Annotated in this window: 16 protein-coding genes; 13 read left to right on the top strand and 3 right to left on the bottom strand. The window is 64.8% G+C overall.

The window, feature by feature from the left end; genetic code table 11:
* The first annotated feature begins 146 nt into the window (after positions 1-146).
* The 13 genes from eutB to ACK1U9_RS18695 all read left to right on the top strand — a co-directional run bounded on the left by eutB (position 147) and on the right by ACK1U9_RS18695 (position 15,084).
* Positions 147-1,118, top strand: coding sequence for a hydroxyectoine utilization dehydratase EutB (gene eutB, locus ACK1U9_RS18635; protein WP_338460099.1), 972 nt, complete (start codon positions 147-149; stop codon positions 1,116-1,118).
* A gap of 31 nt (positions 1,119-1,149) precedes the next feature.
* Positions 1,150-2,142 (top strand): ectoine utilization protein EutC, encoded by a 993-nt coding sequence (eutC, locus tag ACK1U9_RS18640; protein ID WP_046616761.1) that lies wholly within the window; start codon positions 1,150-1,152, stop codon positions 2,140-2,142.
* Positions 2,143-2,178: 36 nt separating this feature from the next.
* Complete coding sequence (doeA, locus tag ACK1U9_RS18645; protein WP_449110086.1) at positions 2,179-3,369, top strand: ectoine hydrolase DoeA; 1,191 nt, start codon at positions 2,179-2,181, stop codon at positions 3,367-3,369.
* A gap of 3 nt (positions 3,370-3,372) precedes the next feature.
* On the top strand, positions 3,373-4,392 hold the full coding sequence (gene doeB / locus ACK1U9_RS18650) for a N(2)-acetyl-L-2,4-diaminobutanoate deacetylase DoeB (protein WP_085601900.1): 1,020 nt from the start codon (positions 3,373-3,375) through the stop codon (positions 4,390-4,392).
* 36 nt (positions 4,393-4,428) lie between these two features.
* Positions 4,429-5,895 carry an NAD-dependent succinate-semialdehyde dehydrogenase gene (locus ACK1U9_RS18655; protein WP_342247956.1) on the top strand — a complete coding sequence of 489 codons (1,467 nt, stop codon included), beginning with the start codon at positions 4,429-4,431 and terminating at the stop codon, positions 5,893-5,895.
* Between the two features lie 12 nt (positions 5,896-5,907).
* Positions 5,908-7,293, top strand: a complete 1,386-nt coding sequence (locus ACK1U9_RS18660) for an aminotransferase (protein ID WP_449110087.1) — start codon at positions 5,908-5,910, stop codon at positions 7,291-7,293.
* 125 nt (positions 7,294-7,418) lie between these two features.
* Complete coding sequence (gene ycaC, locus ACK1U9_RS18665) at positions 7,419-8,039, top strand: isochorismate family cysteine hydrolase YcaC (RefSeq protein WP_010951959.1); 621 nt, start codon at positions 7,419-7,421, stop codon at positions 8,037-8,039.
* 229 nt (positions 8,040-8,268) lie between these two features.
* Complete coding sequence (gene ppk2 / locus ACK1U9_RS18670) at positions 8,269-9,087, top strand: polyphosphate kinase 2 (protein ID WP_085601903.1); 819 nt, start codon at positions 8,269-8,271, stop codon at positions 9,085-9,087.
* Between the two features lie 35 nt (positions 9,088-9,122).
* Positions 9,123-10,319, top strand: a complete 1,197-nt coding sequence (locus ACK1U9_RS18675; protein ID WP_108480146.1) for a monovalent cation:proton antiporter-2 (CPA2) family protein — start codon at positions 9,123-9,125, stop codon at positions 10,317-10,319.
* 39 nt (positions 10,320-10,358) lie between these two features.
* Positions 10,359-11,456: an AI-2E family transporter gene (locus ACK1U9_RS18680; protein WP_046616004.1), complete on the top strand. Its 1,098-nt coding sequence runs from the start codon at positions 10,359-10,361 to the stop codon at positions 11,454-11,456.
* 13 nt (positions 11,457-11,469) lie between these two features.
* The gene (locus tag ACK1U9_RS18685) at positions 11,470-12,990 is read left to right on the top strand and encodes an efflux transporter outer membrane subunit (protein WP_046616005.1); all 1,521 of its coding nucleotides are present in this window, start codon (positions 11,470-11,472) and stop codon (positions 12,988-12,990) included.
* Positions 12,987-14,084 (top strand): HlyD family secretion protein, encoded by a 1,098-nt coding sequence (locus tag ACK1U9_RS18690; RefSeq protein ID WP_085601906.1) that lies wholly within the window; start codon positions 12,987-12,989, stop codon positions 14,082-14,084. The genes ACK1U9_RS18685 and ACK1U9_RS18690 overlap by 4 nt, the downstream gene beginning before the upstream one ends.
* A complete protein-coding gene (locus ACK1U9_RS18695; protein ID WP_108480145.1) occupies positions 14,074-15,084 on the top strand; it encodes a DUF2955 domain-containing protein in 1,011 nt (336 codons plus the stop codon). The genes ACK1U9_RS18690 and ACK1U9_RS18695 overlap by 11 nt, the downstream gene beginning before the upstream one ends.
* A 118-nt stretch (positions 15,085-15,202) precedes the next feature.
* Here ACK1U9_RS18695 and ACK1U9_RS18700 read toward each other — a convergent pair whose 3' ends face one another.
* From ACK1U9_RS18700 to pth, 3 genes are all read right to left on the bottom strand, one after another.
* Entirely contained in the window at positions 15,203-16,915 is a 1,713-nt protein-coding gene (locus ACK1U9_RS18700; RefSeq protein ID WP_046616008.1) for a SulP family inorganic anion transporter, read from the bottom strand.
* Positions 16,916-17,219: 304 nt separating this feature from the next.
* Complete coding sequence (ychF, locus tag ACK1U9_RS18705) at positions 17,220-18,320, bottom strand: redox-regulated ATPase YchF (RefSeq protein ID WP_013970895.1); 1,101 nt, start codon at positions 18,318-18,320, stop codon at positions 17,220-17,222.
* 24 nt (positions 18,321-18,344) lie between these two features.
* Positions 18,345-18,929, bottom strand: coding sequence for an aminoacyl-tRNA hydrolase (gene pth, locus ACK1U9_RS18710; RefSeq protein ID WP_008099045.1), 585 nt, complete (start codon positions 18,927-18,929; stop codon positions 18,345-18,347).
* Positions 18,930-18,949: the final 20 nt, after the last annotated feature.

An 18,949-nucleotide genomic window follows, 5' to 3' on the forward strand; every position in this document is an offset into this window, starting at 1 on the left:
GCCAAACCTGTGGGAGCGGGCGTGCCCGCGAAGAGGCCGCTGCAGGAAAAAACAAATTCCCCGGCAAATTGCCCTAGTACATTCATCACGACAATTTTCGCCTCATACACTCCGCCCAACATCAGCTCACTTGTTGGGTCCCGGTCATGTCAGCGCTCTCGCTTCACGATCTCTACCTCGCCCGCCAGCGTATCCACGGCCTGGTGCGCAGCACGCCGCTGGAACTTTCCCCCAGCCTGTCACGGCACCTGGGCACGCCGGTCTACCTGAAGCTCGAAGCCCTGCAGACCACCGGCAGCTTCAAGCTGCGTGGCGCCAGCAATGCCATCGCCGCACTGAACGCGGAACAACGTGCATGCGGCGTGGTTACGGCTTCCACCGGTAATCACGGCCGGGCGGTGGCCCACGCTGCTGCGCAACTGGGTGTGAAGGCAACCGTGTTTCTTTCGCAACTGGTGCCAGCCAACAAGGTCCAGGCCATCCGCGATCTGGGCGCCGAAGTGTGCATCGTCGGCCACTCCCAGGACGACGCCCAGCAGGCCGCGCACCAACATGCCGAGCAACAGGGCGCAACGCTGATTCCACCTTTCGATCACCCCCAGGTCATCGCTGGCCAGGGCACGCTGGGCCTGGAAATCATCGAGCAGTTGCCCGAGGTGGAGCAGGTGCTGATTCCGCTCTCCGGTGGTGGCCTGTTCGCGGGTGTGGCGTTGGCCATGAAAAGCATCAAGCCGGCGCTCACCACCCATGGCGTCAGCATGCAGCGTGGCGCGGCGATGTACGCCAGCCTGCAGGCCGGTTGCCCGGTCGAAGTCGAGGAGCTGCCAACCCTGGCCGACTCGCTTGGCGGCGGTATCGGCCTGGACAACCAGCACACCCTGAGCATGACCCAGCGTCTGCTCGACCAACTCCACCTGCTGCCGGAAGCGTCGATCGCCAACGGCATGCGCCACGCCTATCAGCACGAACGGCTGGTACTCGAAGGTGCCGGCGCAGTCGGCATCGCCGCGCTGCTCGACGGCCTTGTGACGGCCCGCGGCCCGGTCGTGGTGGTGGTCAGCGGGCGCAACGTCGACAGCGCACAGCATCAGCGCGTCATCAACGGCGGCGACGCCTGAAATTCAAGTTTCCTTCACTGGAGGTATTCGAATGCCGGCCATCACCTTGCTCAGCGAAGCCGACCTGCGTAGCTGCATCACCCTCGATCGCAACGCGATCGATGCCATCGAGCAGGCCTTTGCCCTGCTTGCCACGGCAAAGGTGGCGATGCCGCCGATCCTGCGCCTGGATGTGCCCGAGCACAACGGCGAGGTAGACGTGAAAACCGCCTACCTGCCAGGGCTGGAGCGTTTCGCGATCAAGGTCAGCCCTGGCTTTTTCGACAACCCCAAGCTTGGCCTGCCCAGCCTCAACGGCATGATGATGCTGCTGTCGGCCCGCACTGGCCTGCTCGATGCCTTGCTCCTCGACAATGGCTACCTCACCGCCGTGCGCACCGCTGCAGCCGGTGCGGTAGCTGCACGCTGGCTGTCGCGGCAGGACAGCCGCAGCGTGGCCTTGATCGGCAGTGGCGAACAGGCACGCCTGCAGCTGCAGGCACTGCGCCTGGTGCGGCCGATCGAACAGGTCAAGGTGTGGGGGCGCGATGCGCAGAGAACCGCAGCGTTATGCGATGACCTGGGGCGCGATGGGCAACTGCAGGTACAGGCTTGCGACACTGTCGACCAGGCCATGCAGTCGGTCGATATCGCCATCACCTGCACCCCCAGCCGCGAGCCGCTGATCCAGCCGCATCACCTGCAACCGGGGCTGCACATCACTGCCATGGGCTCGGATGCCGAGCACAAGAACGAGATCGCGCCCACGGCCCTGGCCCGGCTCGACCGCTATGTCGCCGACCGCCTGAGCCAGACCCGCGTGCTGGGCGAACTGCACCATGCCTTGCGCGCTGGCGCGGTCAGCGAGCAGGCCGTTCATTCCGAGCTGGGCCAGATCATCGCCGGGCTGTACCCGGGCCGGGTACAGGCCGATGAGGTCACCCTGTGCGACCTGACCGGCACCGGGGCCCAGGACACCGCAATCGCCAACCTTGCCTTCGAACGCGCAATCGCCGCCGACAAAGGCCTGGCGTTTCACAGCTGACAGCTTTCGCAACCCACTCACAAGAAGGGCATCCGCATGTCACAAACAGTGGTCAACCTGCCGTTCGGTCGGCAGGAGTACGCCCAGCGCCTGGCCAAGACCCGCGCTGCCATGCAGGCACAGGGTCTGGAGCTTGTACTGGTTACCGATCCCTCTAACATGGCCTGGCTCACCGGCTATGACGGCTGGTCGTTCTACGTGCACCAGTGCGTGCTGCTGGCGCTCGATGGCGAGCCGATCTGGTTTGGCCGCGGCCAGGACGCCAATGGCGCACGGCGCACGGTGTTCATGCAGCACGACAACATCGTCGGCTACCCGGACATCTATGTGCAGTCACGCGAGCGTCACCCGATGGACTACCTGTGCCAGGAGGTGATTCTGGCCAAGGGCTGGGGCGGCCTGAGCATCGGCGTGGAGATGGACAACTACTACTTCAGCGCGGCGGCCTACCAGGCGCTGTGCAAGCACCTGCCACAGGCGCGTTTCAGCGATGCCGCCGGGCTGGTCAACTGGCAGCGGGCCGTCAAGTCGCCGCAGGAAATCGAATACATGCGTATCGCCGCGCGCATCGTCGAACAGATGCACGGGTGCATCCTCGAACGCATCGAGCCCGGCATGCGCAAGAACGAGCTGGTGGCCGAGATCTACCGCAGCGGCATCCTCGGTGTCGATGGCCATGGCGGCGACTACCCGGCCATCGTGCCGTTGTTGCCGACCGGCGCGGATGCCAGCGCGCCGCACCTGACCTGGGACGATTCACCGTTCACCCGCGGCGCCGGCACGTTCTTCGAGATTGCCGGCTGCTACAAGCGCTACCACTGCCCGCTGTCGCGCACCGTGTACCTGGGCAAGCCGCCGCAACACTTTCTCGATGGCGAAAAGGCGGTGGTCGAAGGTATCGCGGCCGGCCTTGATGCCGCGCGGCCGGGCAACACCACCGGTGACATCGCCAGGGCGTTCTTCCGCGTACTGGAGAAGTTCGGCATCCACAAGGACAGCCGTTGTGGTTACCCGATCGGTATCAGCTACCCGCCAGATTGGGGCGAGCGCACCATGAGCCTGCGCCCGAGCGACACCAGCGTGCTGCAACCGGGCATGACCTTCCACTTCATGCCGGGGCTGTGGATGGACGACTGGGGCCTGGAGATCACCGAAAGCATCCTCATCACCGAGACCGGGGTAGAGACCCTGTGCAACGTGCCGCGCCAGCTGTTCGTGAAGGATTGACCCATGAATGCGATTGCACAGGCCGCCGCCACGGTGGCCAACCCCATCACCTGTACCTTGGATTTCGAGCAGGACGGCGTGCAGCACGGCTTCCTCAAGCTGCCGTACTCGCGTGACGACTCGGCCTGGGGTGCGGTGATGATTCCGCTGACGGTGGTCAGGAACGGCGATGGCCCGACAGCCTTGCTCACTGGTGGCAATCACGGTGACGAATACGAAGGCCCGGTGGCGCTGAGCAAGCTGGCCCAGCAGCTGCAGGCCGGGCAGATAAGCGGGCGGGTGATCATCGTGCCGTTCATGAACACACCGGCGTTCCAGGCGGGCACCCGCACCTCGCCGATCGACCGGGGCAACCTCAACCGCAGCTTCCCTGGCCGGCCCGATGGCAGCGTGACGGAAAAGATCGCCGACTATTTCCGCCGCACCCTGCTGCCGTTGGCCGATATCGTCCTGGACATCCACTCCGGTGGTCGCACCCTCGACTTCCTGCCGTTCGCTGCATGCCATGTGCTGCCCGACAAGGCCCAGCAGGCCCGTTGTGAAGCTGGCATGCAGGCCTTCGCCGCGCCCTACAGCATGCGCATGCTCGAGCTGGATGCGCAGGCGATGTACGACACCGCGGCAGAAGAGCAGGGCAAGGTGTTCATCACCACCGAACTGGGCGGTGGTGGCACCTCCACGGCGAAAAGCGTGGCCCTGGCGGAGCGCGGCGTGCGCAATGTGCTGATTCACGCCGGCATCCTCGCCGGCGAACTGGAGCAGGGCGAGACAACCCTGCTGGACATGCCCGATGGCGATTGCTTCATCGCCAGCGAGCACGACGGATTGCTGGAGATGTGCCGCGACCTGGGCGAAACGGTCAGCCAGGGTGAGGTGATCGCCCGTATCCATGACATCCGCCGCACCGGCAGCGCCCCGGTCGAGTACTGCGCCCGACGCAATGGCTTGCTCGCAGCCCGGCACTTTCCCGGCCTGGTGCAGTGCGGCGACACCCTGGCGGTAATCGCAGACGTATTGGCCTGAACCTGGCGCCACGACAACGAGGTATGGAGAACAGTCATGTCACACCACTACCCATTCAACAGCCTGTGCCACGTCGATGGCCAATGGCTGCACAGCCACAGCGGCAACAGCATCGCCGTGCATGACCCGGCCAACCGCCAGGTCATCGGCCATGTGCCTCTGCTCGACCATGAGCAGATCGTTGCCGCGGTGGATGCCGCCCAGCGGGCTTTCCCGGCCTGGCGCCAGCAGAGCCTGGACAGCCGCGCTGCGCTGTTGCGGCGTTGGGCCGAATTGATGCTCGAGCACCAGGAGGCTCTGGCGCGCATTCTCAGCGAGGAGCAGGGCAAGCCGCTGGCCGAAGCACGCGGTGAAATCGCCTATGCGGCAAGCTTCATCCCCTGGTTTGCCGAGGAGGCCCGGCGCCTCAACGGGCAGACCATCCCCAGCCATATTCCGGGTGCCCAGCTGAGTACGCTGAAGGAGCCCGTCGGGGTCTGCGCGCTGCTCACCCCATGGAACTTCCCCAGCGCCATGATCACCCGCAAGGCGGCTGCGGCATTGGCGGCCGGCTGCACGGTGGTGGTCAAGCCGGCCCACGAAACACCGTTCTCGGCGCTGGCCCTGGCCCAGCTGGCAGAGGACGCCGGCTTCCCGCCGGGGGTATTCAACGTGGTGATCGGCGAGCCGCAAATGGCCATGGAAACCCTGGTGCGCGACAGCCGCGTGCGGGCGGTCAGCTTCACCGGCTCGACCCGGGTGGGCAAGCTGGTGCTGCAAGCCGCGGCTCAGGATGTGAAGAAAGTGGCGCTGGAGCTGGGCGGCAATGCGCCGTTCATCGTCTGCGCCGATGCCGACCTGGAGCTGGCCGTGCGGGTGGCCGTGGCAGCCAAGTTCCAGACGTCTGGCCAGGACTGCTGCGCGGCCAACCGGATCATGGTGCAGCGGCCGTTGTACGAAACATTTCTGGCGCGTTTTGCCGAAGCGGTGCGGGCGCTGAAGGTTGGCCCGGCGATGGTCGATGGCGAGGAGACAGCCACGGAGGTCGGCCCGCTGATGCACCAGGCCGCCTTCGATGCCACCCAGGCCCGGGTCGAGGACGCCCTGCAGCGTGGCGCCCGGCGCCTGGTCGGTGGCGAGGGCCATGCGCTGGGGGGCTGGTTCTTCCAGCCGACGGTGCTCGCCGATGTGACGCCGGCGATGCGCATCTACCAGGAAGAAAACTTCGCGCCGATTGCCGGGGTCATGCCATTCGACACGCTGGAGCAGGCCATCGCCATGGCCAACGACACTGAATACGGCCTGGCTGCCTACATCGTCGGCAACCGCCTCGATGTCGTGCACCCGCTGGTGCGCCGGCTCGACCACGCGATGGTGGCGATCAACGGCGTCAAGTTCACCGGCCACCCTATCCCGTTCGGCGGCATGAAGGCCTCGGGCCTGGGCCGCGAAGGCGGCAGCGAGGGCTTCGAGCCCTTCGTCGAAACCAAATACGTTTGCTTGCACCACCACGGTCAGTTCTAAGGAGTGTTTGCCATGAGCCAAGAATTCAACCAGCTGTTCGAACAGGACCGCGCCCACTTCATGCACCCCTCGACCCACGCCCATGACCACGCCAGCGGCGCGCTCAAGGGCCGGATCATCACCGGTGCCGAGGGCATCCGCCTGCGTGACCATGAAGGCCGCGAACTGATCGATGCCTTTGCCGGCCTTTACTGCGTGAACATCGGTTACGGGCGTACCGAGGTCGCTGACGCCATCCATCGCCAGGCCAAGGAGCTGGCGTATTACCACACCTACGTCGGCCACTCGACCGAGGCGATCATCGAGCTTTCCAGCCGCATCATCGACTGGGCGCCGGCCGGGATGAAAAAGGTCTATTACGGCCTGTCGGGTTCCGATGCCAACGAGACCCAGGTCAAGCTGGTGCGCTACTACAACAACATCCTCGGCCGCCCACTCAAGAAGAAGATCATCTCTCGCGACCGCGGCTATCACGGCTCGGGCATCATGACCGGCAGCCTTACCGGCCTGCCCAGCTTCCATCAGCATTTCGACCTGCCGGTGGAAGGCGTCAAGCATACGGTCTGCCCGCACTGGTACCGCAAGGCACCGGCCGGCATGGATGAGCAGGCCTTCGTGCGCTATTGCGCCGACGAACTGGAGCAACTGATCCTGGCCGAAGGGCCCGATACCGTCGCCGCGTTCATTGGCGAGCCGCTGATGGGCACCGGTGGCATCATCGTGCCGCCCAAGGGCTACTGGAAGGCTATCCAGGCCGTGCTCGATCGCTACGACGTGCTGTTGATCGCCGACGAAGTGGTGTGCGCCTTCGGCCGCCTGGGCTCGAAGATGGGCAGCCAGCGCTACGACATTCGCCCGGACCTGATCACCACGGCCAAGGGCCTGACCAGCGCCTATGCGCCCCTGTCGGCCGTGATCGTTGGCGAGAAGGTGTGGAACGTGATCGAAGAAGGCTCGCAGAAGGCCGGCCCCATGGGCCACGGCTGGACCTACTCCGGGCACCCGATCTGCGCGGCGGCGGCGCTGGCCAACCTGGATATTCTCGAGCGCGAGAACCTGACCGAGAACGCCGAAGTGGTGGGGGCTTACCTGAACCGGCGCATGCGCGAAACCTTCGAAGGCCACCCGCTGGTGGGTGAAGTACGGGGTGACGGCATGCTTTGCGCAGTCGAGTTCATGGCCGATCGCGAGGCGCGCACGGCGTTCGACCCGGCGTTGAAAGTCGGGCCACAGGTGTCGGCAGCCTGCCTTGAGCGTGGGATGATCGCCCGGGCCATGCCGCATGGTGACATTCTCGGCTTTGCACCGCCGTTGGTGCTGAACCAGGAGGATGCCGAAAAGATCGTCGCCATCACCAAGGCGGCGGCCGATGAGGTGGCTGGCAAGGTGCTCGGCTGAGCATTGCAGGGGCCGCCATGCGGCCCCATCGCCGGCCTCGGCAGGCGAACCGACTGACGGTCCCATCCACCTTTCATCCTTGCCTACGCTGATATTCCCAACCCGCTGAAGCAAGGAGAACCGTCATGGCCTTTCAATACAAGCGTCTGGACAAGAACAACGCCGCCGTGCTGCTGGTCGATCACCAGACCGGCCTGCTCTCGCTGGTAAGGGACATAGACCCCGACCGCTTCAAGAACAACGTCCTGGCCCTGTCGGACCTGGCCAAGTACTTCAAGCTGCCGACCATTCTCACCACCAGTTTCGAAACCGGCCCCAACGGCCCGCTGGTGCCCGAACTGAAAGAGCAGTTCCCCGACGCCCCGTACATCGCCCGGCCTGGCAACATCAACGCCTGGGACAACGAGGACTTCGTCAAGGCCGTCAAGGCCACCGGCAAGAAGCAGTTGCTGATCGCCGGCGTGGTGACCGAAGTGTGCGTGGCCTTCCCGGCACTGTCGGCGCTGGAGGAGGGCTTCGAGGTATTCGTCGTCACCGATGCCTCCGGCACCTTCAACGAACTGACTCGTGACTCGGCCTGGCGGCGCATGGAGGCCGCCGGGGCGCAACTGATGACCTGGTTCGGCGTGGCCTGCGAGCTGCATCGTGACTGGCGCAACGATATCGAAGGGCTGGGGACCCTTTTCTCCAACCATATTCCGGACTACCGCAACCTGATGACCAGCTACAACAAACTGGCCAAGTAATCTGGCCACGAAGGCATCGCATACCCTGTGGGAGCGGGTTCACCCGCGAATGCGTCGGTAGCTTCAATGACGCATTCGCGGGTAAACCCGCTCCCACACCCTCCCCGGAACACCCATAAGCACCCGCAGAATCAATGAGATAGAAGCAAGCCAGCGAAATCCACAAGCGAAGCGGCAAACTGCCATGGATCGACCATACTGACTCTTCATTCGCCCTCAGGAGAGTGCCATGTCGAAGTCGTCCAGGAAGAAAGACCCCAAGGACCAGCCGGAGAAACTGGGCGGCAAGGCGTACGAGAAGGAACTCAAGCAGCTGCATGTGGAACTGGTGAAGCTGCAGGAGTGGGTGGTGGCCAAGGGCCTGAAGGTGTGCATTGTCTTCGAGGGCCGCGATGGCGCCGGCAAGGGCGGTACCATAAAGGCCATTACCGAGCGCGTCAGCCCGCGAGTATTCCGCGTGGTGGCGCTGCCGGCACCGACCGAGCGGGAAAAGACCCAGATGTATGTGCAACGCTACCTGGGCCACCTGCCTGCCGCAGGCGAGGTAGTGATCTTCGACCGCAGCTGGTACAACCGCGCCGGTGTCGAGCGGGTGATGGGCTTCTGCAGCGAAGAACAGAGCAGCAAGTTTCTCACCGTGGTGCCGCTGTTCGAAAAGATGATGGTCGAGTCGGGGATCATCCTCATCAAGTACTGGCTGGAGGTCAGCGCCGAAGAGCAGACCCGCCGCCTGCAGGACCGCATCAACGATGGCCGCAAGCTGTGGAAGCTGTCGCCGATGGACCTCAAGTCGTACACCCGCTGGGATGAATACACCCGGGCCCGCGACGACATGTTCGCCGCCTCCGATTCGTCCTGGGCGCCGTGGTTCATGGCCCATTCCAACGACAAGCGCCGTGCCCGGCTGAATATCATCAGCCATCTGCTGACGCGCATCCCCTACAAGGACATCACCCGCGACGGGCAGGTGAAATTGCCCAAGCGCGGCAAGATCGGCAAATACAAGGCGGTCAACTACCCATTCAAAGTCGTCGAAGAGCGTTTCTGATCTTTCCCCGCGGGGATCAGCGAGGGTGCGAGCCTATGCCACATGACGGCAGCCTGTTGCAGGCGACGGTGGTGTTCCTGCTGGCCGTGGTGCTTCTTGTACCGCTGGCGCAGCGTTTGAAAATGGGGGCGGTGCCCGGCTATCTGCTGGCGGGCATCCTGATAGGGCCATCGGTATTTGGCTTGCTGAACAACCCGGATAACGTGGCACGCCTGTCGGAGATGGGTGTGGTGATGCTGCTGTTCGTCATCGGCCTGGAGCTGTCGCCACGGCGTTTGTGGAGCATGCGCCGGGCGCTGTTTGGCGTCGGCTCGCTACAAGTGGGCCTGAGCGCTGTGGTGCTTGGCCTGCTGGCGTACTGGCTGTTCGGCCAGTCGAAGCCGGCTGCCATCGTGCTGGGCCTGGGCCTCGCGCTGTCGTCCACCGCGTTTGGCCTGCAGGTACTGGCCGAGCGCAAGGACCTGGGCAAGCCACACGGCCGCCTGGCCGTGGCGATCCTGCTGTTCCAGGACATTGCCGCGATCCCGTTGATTGCCGTGGTGCCGCTGCTCGGCGGTGATGTCAGCACCGCCGACGAAGGTGCCTGGCCGGTGCTGGCGGTGGTGGTTGGCATAGGTGTGCTGATCATCTTTGGCCGCTACCTGTTGACTCCTGTCTTCAAGTGGACAGTCGGTTCGGGCCTGCCCGAGCTGTCGACCGCTACCGCCTTGCTGGTGGTGCTGGGCACCGCCTGGGTGATGGAGCACGTGGGTGTGTCGATGGCGCTGGGGGCATTTCTGGCGGGTGTATTGATGGCCGAGTCGCCTTTCCGCCACGAACTGGAAACCCAGATCGAGCCCATCAAGGGTTTGCTGCTGGGGCTGTTCTTCGTTGGCGTGGGGATGAGCGCCGACCTGCGCCTGCTGTTCGGTATGCCCTTGGTGGTGCTGGGGCTGACCCTGCTGCTGGTGGTCATCAAGTTGCCGCTGCTATATGGCCTGGGGCGCATGGCGGGTGGGCTCAACCAGGCCCAGGCGTTGTGCCTGGGTGTGGTGCTGGCGTCTGGTGGCGAGTTTGCCTTCGTGGTGTTCAAGCTGGCGCTGGACCATCAGGTGCTGGCGCAGCAGGTGCATGACCTGCTGGTGCTGGCCATCACCTTGTCGATGGCGGTAGTGCCATTGGTAATGATGGCGCTGGCGCGGCAGTTGCGTGACGACAGCCCCTCGCGGGCAACCCCTGAAGCGGGCCACTGAATCGCGCCACATGGCGCACCTGGAGTTCGGAGGTGAAGCATGCAACCGGGTATCAAGCTGGACAGCCGCCTGTCGCGGGGCTTGCTCGATGTGCTCATCAAAGCCGGCCTGGTGGCTGCGCTGGTGGTTTTCGCCTTCCAGACGTTCCAGCCGTTTCTGGAGCTGATGCTGTGGTCGGTGATCCTGGCGGTGACCTTGTACCCGTTATATTGCCGCATCCAGCGCCGCACAGGGCTCAAGGACGGGCTTTCGGCGACGCTGGTCGTTCTGCTGGTACTGGTCGTGCTGCTGGTGCCGATCTACCTGGTTGTGATGTCCATCGGCGAGTCGGTAGACAGCCTGGTGACGCTGCTCAAGAGCGGGGCCTGGACCGTGCCGGCACCTCCCGATTCGGTGGCTGCCTGGCCGCTGATCGGGCCGAAGGTGCATGCCCTGTGGCTGGCAGCCTCGGAAAACATGGCCGGCGTGCTGAACCAGTGGATGCCCCAGCTCAAGGGTGCCGGGCGCACGGTGCTGGGGGCGGCGGCCAGCGCAGGCGGCGCGTTCCTGTTGTTCATTGCGGCGATCATCGTCTCGGGCATTATCATGGCGTTCGGTGACCGCGGCGAAATCGCGGCGCAGCGTATAGCCATGCGGGTGTCGGGCGAGGAGCGCGGCAAGCCACTGGCCAAACTGTGCACCGCCACCATTCGCGCGGTGGCTCAGGGTGTGATCGGCATCGCATTCATCCAGATGCTGCTGATCGGTGTCGGCTTTGTCATCAAAGGGGTGCCGGGGGCCGGGATGCTGGCCATCGTCATCCTCATGCTGGGGATTGCCCAGGCACCGGCCACGTTGATCACGGTGCCGGTGATAATCTACGTATTCAATGTCGAAGGTTTTACCGTGGCGACCATCATCTTCGCCATCTATACCTTCGTCGCCGGGCTTGCCGACAACGTGCTCAAGCCGCTGCTGCTGGGGCGCGGGGTGGACGTGCCGATGCCGGTGGTGCTGATCGGGGCGCTGGGCGGCATGGTGGTCAAAGGCATCATCGGCCTGTTCCTCGGCCCGGTGATCCTTGGCGTTACTTATGTGCTGTTCTGGCAATGGGTGGCGCTGCAGGTGCCGGAAAACCCCGTCGAGCCGTCGGCGTGAGCCAGGGCCTGCCATGCCCGGACGCCTCTGTGGTTGTGCACTGAGCCTGGCTGCCACGTTGGTGGGCTGTACCCAGGTCGGTCCCGATTTCCAGCCGCCCCAAGACCCGTGGCTGAGCACCTGGAACACCCCGCTGCTGGAGCAGGCCGGGCAGCAGGCCGCGGCGCCCGACCTGCGCCAGTGGTGGGCCGTGTTCGCCGACCCGGCCCTGGACGCCTTGATCACCGAGGCCGATGCCAACAACAGCAACCTGCGCGTGGCCGGCTTGCGCATTGCCGAAGCCCGCGCCCAGTTGGCCATCGTGCAGACCGGGCGTTATCCACAGCTGCAGCAGCTGCGCGCCCAGAGCCTGTACCTGAAACAGGACCAGTCCGGCACGTCCACCGCCCGCGATTCGGTGTTCTGGCAATCCAGCGCGGGCTTCGACATTGGCTGGGAAATCGACTTCTGGGGGCGCTTCAGCCGCGCCATCGAAAGCGCCGACGCCGCCTACTTCGCCTCACAGGCCAATTACGCCGATGCCATGCTGCTGTTGCGTGCGCAGGTGGCTGACACCTACTTTGCCCTGCGCACCGCCGAGGCGCGGCTGGATATCGCCGAAGAAAACGCCCGCCGCCAGGCGCGTAGCCTGGAGATAACCGAGCGGCTGTTCCGTCATGGCGAAAACGACGAACTCGACTGGCAACAGGCGCGCACCCAGTACCTGGCTACTCAGGCCACCATCCCCGAGTTCCAGAACCAGCTCAATGCCCTGCGCAATGTGCTGTGCTCGCTATTGGGCCGGCCGCCCGGGCCGCTGCCACAGCTGGATGCCGGCCACGGCCAGTTGCCGTTGCCGGACCGTGCCGTGCTGCAGGGCGTGCCCGCCAGCCTGCTGCAGCGTCGCCCGGACATCCGCGCCGCCGAGCAGGCGGTGGCGGCGCAGTCGGCGCTGGTCGGGGTGGCCGAGGCCGACCTTTATCCACAGCTGAGCCTGCTGGGCAGCATCGGCTGGAGCTTCGTCACGGCCAATCACCTGCCCGACACATTCGACATCGCCGCCGGGCCCAGCCTGATCTGGAACCCGTTCGACTACGGCCGGCGCAAGAACGCCGTGCGCGTGGAAGATGCCCGCTTGCAGCAGCTGATCGAGCTGTATCACCAGGGCGTGCGCGAAGCCGCCCGCGAGGCCGACGATGCCGCCAGCGGGCTGGTGCGTTCGTTGCAGAGCGCAAGCATCCGCGACCAGGCCTCGCAGGCCGCGCAGCGCTCGCTGAACCTGGCCAGCTCGCAGTACCGCGAAGGCTTTGCCGACTTCCAGCGCGTGCTCGACGCCCAGCAACTGCTGTTGCAGCAACAGGACGGCTACCTGGTCAGCCGGGGCAATGCCGTCAGCAGCCTGGTGACGTTGTACAAGGCGCTCGGCGGCGGCTGGGACGCCAGTCGCGCACCGATCGACCCGGCCACCCGCAAGCAGATGCAGCAACGCACCGACTGGGGCGAACTGCTCGACGAGCCACCCCCCAGCGCACATGCACAAGGTGAAACGAAATGAGCGACGCCATGCCGACGCCCCCCCCGCCAGCCGCCGATCGCGGCATGCGCTGGGTGCTGCTGCTGATTGCCGTGAGCCTGCTGTGGTACCTGCTGGCCGACCGTTTCACGCCTTATACCCAGCAGGCCCGCCTGCAGGCTTACGTGGTGCCGGTGAGTGCCGAGGTGGCCGGGCAGGTGAAGCGTGTGGCGGTAGGCAACAACCAGGAAGTACGCAAGGGCGATGTGCTGTTCGAACTGGACCAGGAACAGTACCGCATCGCCCTGGCCCGCGCCGAAGCCGACCTGGACGCGGTACGCCGGCAGATCGGCGCCCACACCGCTGGCATCGACTCGGCCCAGGCGGCGCTGGTGGCGGCCCAGGCCAACGAGCGCAAGGCGCGGCAGGACGCCGAGCGGCTCAAGCGCCTGATCGATGAGGACCCGGGCACGGTTTCGGTGCGCCGCCTTGAGGGCGCCCAGGCCAGCCGCGACCAGGCCATCAGCCAGGTGGCGGCAGCCCGTGCCGAAGTGGAGCGGGCCCGTGAGCAGCAGGGCGGGGCGCAGGACGACAACGCCCAACTGCGCAGTGCGGCGGCCAATGTGGAAAAAGCCCGGCTGGACCTGGCGCGCACCGTTGTACGCGCCGATGCAAACGGGCTGATCACGGACCTGCGCACTGACGTTGGCCACTACGTCGGCGCCGGCAGCCCGATGATGACCCTGATCGCCATCCATGACGTGTGGATAAGTGCCGACATGACCGAGAACAACCTCGGTCGGCTGCGCCCTGAAACCCCGGTGCTGGTAGTGCTCGATGCGCTGCCCGGCACGGTGTTGAAGGGGCGCATTCGCAGCATCGGCTACGGCGTGAGCGTGGGCCAGAGTACCCCGCCGGGCACGTTGCCGACAGTGCAGAACAGCCGCGAGTGGCTGCGCTCTGCGCAGCGCTTCCCGGTGATCGTCGAACTGGAGCGTGACCAGTTGCAGGACAAGAGCGGATTGCGGGTCGGCGGCCAGGCCGAAGTCATGGCCCTGCCAAGCGAGGGCAACCCATTGAACCTGCTGGGCCGGCTGTTCATGTGGCTGATGAGCTGGCTGTCGTATGCCTATTGAGCTGCGCCGCCTGCGCGCCCTGCGCCTGGCCTGGGGCGTGGCGCTGTGCCTGGCGGTGAGTTTCGGCATCGGCCTGCCGGTGCCGATTCTGGCGCCGGTGTTCGCGGTGCTGTTGCTGGCCATGCGCAGCCAGCCTTTGCCCCTGCGTGCGGCACCGGCTCTGGCGGTGCTGGTGCTGCTTGCTTGCGGCAGCGGGCTGCTGCTGATTCCGCTGCTGCGCCATGCCCCGGTGAGTGGAGTGTTGCTGGTAGGGGTAGGGGTCTTCCTGACCTTGCGTTATGCGCTGAAAGGGGGCAACGGCCTGCTGGCCAATTTGCTGGTGATCGGCCTGACCATGATCGCTGCCGCCGGCACCAGCGACTTCAGCCTGGCACTGTCTGTGGTCGAAGCGCTGGCCAAAGGCATGCTGCTGGCGGTGCTGGGTACCGCGGCAGCGCATGTGCTGTTTCCAGAGCCGGCTGATGCGCCGGCGCAACCGGCACCGCCTCTGCTCGACAGTGATCAGGTGAGCTGGGTCGCCTTGCGTGCCACGCTGATCGTCATGCCGGCCTTTTTGCTGGCGCTGATTGCCCCGGACCAGTACATGCCGCTGATCATGAAGGCAGTGAGCCTGGGGCAGCAGGCCGGCGAGACCCGCGCGCGGCATGCCAGCCGCGAGCTGATCGGCTCGACCTTGCTGGCCGGGTTGCTGGCGATACTGACGTGGGGCGCGTTGAGCCTGTTCGTGCACCTGTGGATGTTTTTCCTGTGGGTGCTGCTTTTCGTCCTTTGGCAGGGGCGCAGGCTCTACCGTGCGGTTGATACCAGGCAAAGCCCGGCTTATTGGGTGAGTTGCCTGACGACCATGCTGATCTTGCTGGGGCAGTCGGTGCAGGACAGCGCGGGCGGGCAGGATGTGTACCGCGCCTTTGCCGTGCGCATGGCGCTGTTTCTGGCGGTGTCGGTGTACGCTAGCGCCATGCTCATATGGATTGATCGGCGGCGGGTTCGGACTGTTTAGCTCTTTTGTACTGGCCTCTTCGCGGGCACGCCCGCTCCCACAGGGATCGCACAACTCTCGAGGTTGTCGCTGTACCTGTGGGAGCGGGCGTGCCCGCGAAGAGGCCAGCAGGGAAAACCTAGGGCTTCCAGTCAACCCCACTCTCTTCCAGGTAGGCATCCACCGCTGCCCCAACAGTGGGATGAAACGCCGACTCTCCCATATGCTCGAACAACTCGAACTGCCGCATCTTGTCCTTTACCGGGTCCTTCATCTCGGCAAACTGCAACTCCACCCCCCGGGCCTCCAGTGCCCGGTCCAGTTCGGCGAGCATGTCCGCCGAGGTGATATCGATGCTGGTCACCGGCTCTGCCGCGATCACCAGCCGTTGTACCGGGGTAGGCGATGCATCTACCGCCGCCATCACCGTGCCCTGGAACTGCTCGGCATTGGCAAAGAACAGCGGCGCATCCCAACGCAGCAGCACCAGCCCCGGAATGCGTCGGGCCTGTGGATAACGCTGCACATCATGGTAACCGCGGGTGCCATCCACCCGTCCCAGCACTGCATGATGCGGCCGCCAGCCGTCCCACAGGAACTCGATCACCGATATCGCCACGGCAATGCAGATACCGGGAATGGCCCCGAATACCGCTACACCGACGAAGCAGGTGAACGACAGCCAGAACTCCCATTGCTGCATGCGGAAGATGCGCTTGAGGTCGGCGAACTCGAACAGGCCCAACGCTGCGGCAATCACCACCGCCGCCAGGGCGCTGTTGGGCAGGTGTTGCATCAGGTTGGGCGCCACCAGCAGCAACAGCGTCACCGCCAGCGCGCCGATGATGCCGGTGAGCTGGGTCTGCGAGCCGGCCGCTTCGGCCACGGGGGTGCGTGACGAGCTGCTGCTGATGGGGATGCCCTGGAACAGCCCCGAGGCCAGGTTGGCCACGCCCAGGCCGAACATTTCCTGGTTGGGGTTGACCGGGGTCTTCATGCGCGCGGCGTAGGAACGTGACAGCACGCTGGTATCGGCGAACGACACCAGTGCCACCGCGATGCCGCCGAGCAGCACCTCCACCAGGTCGATATCGCTGACCCAGGGGAACACGAAGCTGGGCAGCCCCTGGGGCAGTTCGCCGAGTACTTTAACGCCTTGCTGGTCGAGCCCCAGCAGGCTCACCGCCAGCGTGGCCAGCACCACAGCAATGAGAATGCCCGGCAGGCGCTTGAACGGCTTGAGCAGCAGGATCAGCGCCAGGCTACCGCCGCCGACCACGAAGCTTGGCCAATGGCCCTGGCCAGCGAGCAAGGCCTGGATCAGGTTCCAGGTATCTCGCAGCGGGCCCTGGCTGTCGACCGACAGGCCGAACAGTTTGGGCAACTGGCTGATCAGCACCGTGAGGGCGATGCCGTTCATGTAGCCATAGCGGATCGGCTTGGACAGCAACTCTGTGATGAAGCCCAGGCGCAGCAAACCGGCGATCACGCAGAACGCCCCGGCCACCAGGGCCATCATGCTGGCGATGGCGATTGCCCGTTGCGGGTCGCTGGCGGCGTACTGCACCACCACCGCCAGGATCGGCGCGGCCAGCGCCGAATCCGGGCCTAGCACCAGGATGCGGCTGGGGCCGAACAGTGCATAGGCCAGCAGCGGGATGATGGTGGCGTACAGGCCGTAGATGCCGGGTACGCCAGACGCTTCGGCATAGGCGATGCCCACCGGCACCAGCATGGTGGTGAGCACCAGGCCTGCGGCGATGTCTTTGGGCAGCCAGGCGGGTTGGTAATGAAGCAGGGTGACCAGGCCGGGTAACCAGCGTTGCCAGTCGAGGCGAGGTTTTTCAGGCATGGGCGTGCGTCCAGGGGAGGGTGCTGAATCACAGCTTAGATGCTGAATTTCGGGGCCGCTTTGCGGCCCTATCGCGACACAAGGCCGCTCCTGCAGGTTTGATGCGATGTCCAGAAAATGCGCGGTACCTGTAGGAGCGGGCATGCCCGCGAGCACCGGCGCAGCCGGTGCCATCCACTGCGTTGGATTCTTCGCGGCTAAAGCCGCCCCCACAGGGGGCGCGTGCCGCTTGCCAGATGCCAGAAAAAACAAAACCCCTTGAGGCGTTGGCCTCAAGGGGTTTGCGGGTACTGCAGTCTGGCGCTTAGACGTTGAAGCGGAAGTGCATCACGTCACCGTCCTTGACGATGTAGTCCTTGCCTTCCAAACGCCATTTACCGGCTTCCTTGGCACCGCTCTCACCCTTGAACTGGATGAAGTCGTCATAGGCCACCACTTCAGCGCGGATGAAGCCTTTTTCGAAGTCGGTGTGGATCACGCCAGCGGCTTGTGGTGCAGTGGCACCGACGCGCACGGTCCAGGCGCGTACTTCCTGCACGCCGGCAGTGAAGTAGGTCTGCAGGTTCAGCAGCTCGTAACCAGCGCGGATAACGCGGTTCAGGCCAGGCTCTTCCAGGCCCAGGGCCTCGAGGAACATGTCCTTCTCTTCGCCATCTTCCAGCTCGGCGATTTCCGCTTCGATCTTGTTGCACACCGGCACAACCACCGCGCCTTCTTCCTCGGCGATGGCCTTGACCACGTCCAGGTGCGGGTTGTTGTCGAAGCCGTCTTCGGCCACGTTGGCGATGTACATGACCGGCTTGCTGGTCAGCAGGTGGAAGCCGCGGATGACCGCCTTGTCTTCGGCGCTCATGTTCTTCATCAGGCTGCGCGCAGGCTTGCCTTCGGTGAAATGCGGGATCAATTGCTCGAGGATGGCCTTCTGCGCCAGGGCTTCCTTGTCGCCGCCCTTGGCGTTGCGGGCAACCTTCTGCAGCTGCTTCTCGCAGCTGTCGAGGTCAGCGAAGATCAGTTCGAGGTCGATGATCTCGATGTCACGCTTGGGGTCGACGCTGTTGGAAACGTGGATCACGTTCTCGTCTTCGAAGCAGCGCACCACGTGGGCAATGGCGTCGGTCTCGCGGATGTTGGCGAGGAACTTGTTGCCCAGGCCTTCGCCTTTCGAGGCACCAGCCACCAGGCCGGCGATGTCCACGAACTCCATGGTGGTCGGCAAAATGCGGTTTGGCTTGACGATCTCAGCCAGTGCATTCAAGCGCGCATCGGGCATCGGCACGATGCCGCTGTTAGGCTCGATGGTGCAGAAGGGGAAGTTCTCCGCCGCGATGCCAGACTTGGTCAGGGCGTTGAACAGGGTGGACTTGCCGACGTTGGGCAGGCCGACGATGCCGCAATTGAAACCCATGGGTATTCCCCTCTCTAAAGGAAATCAGGCCTTCTGGCTGTGCAGCTCGCGCATCGCCTTGGCGAAGTCGCCGGCAAGCACGTCCGGCAGCACGCCGAGGGCAAAATCGATGCTGGCGTCGAGCTTCTCCTGCTCGGCGCGCGGCGCGCGGCCCAGGACGAAGTTGGAGACCAGTTTGGCGTCGCCCGGGTGGCCGATGCCAAGCCGCAGGCGGTGGAAGTCGTTCTGGTTGCCGAGCTGCGCGATGATGTCGCGCAGGCCGTTGTGCCCACCATGGCCACCGCCGCGCTTGAGCTTGGCGACGCCTGGGGGCAGGTCGAGTTCGTCATGCGCCACCAGGATCGCTTCCGGCTTGATGCGGAAGAAATTGGCCAAGGCCGCCACGGACTGGCCGCTACGGTTCATGTAGGTGGTGGGGATGAGCAGACGAACGTCGTTGCCCTGATGGCTGAACTTAGCCGTCAGGCCGAAATACTTGCGGTCAGCGGTCAACGAGACGCGCTGGGCGCTGGCAATGCGTTCAACGAAAAGAGCCCCTGCGTTATGCCGGGTCTGTTCGTATTCGGGGCCGGGGTTACCCAGGCCGACGATCAACTGGATGGCGGTCACGTCAGGGGCTCTTCCTTGGA

The organism is Pseudomonas sp. XP1, from assembly GCF_053557675.1.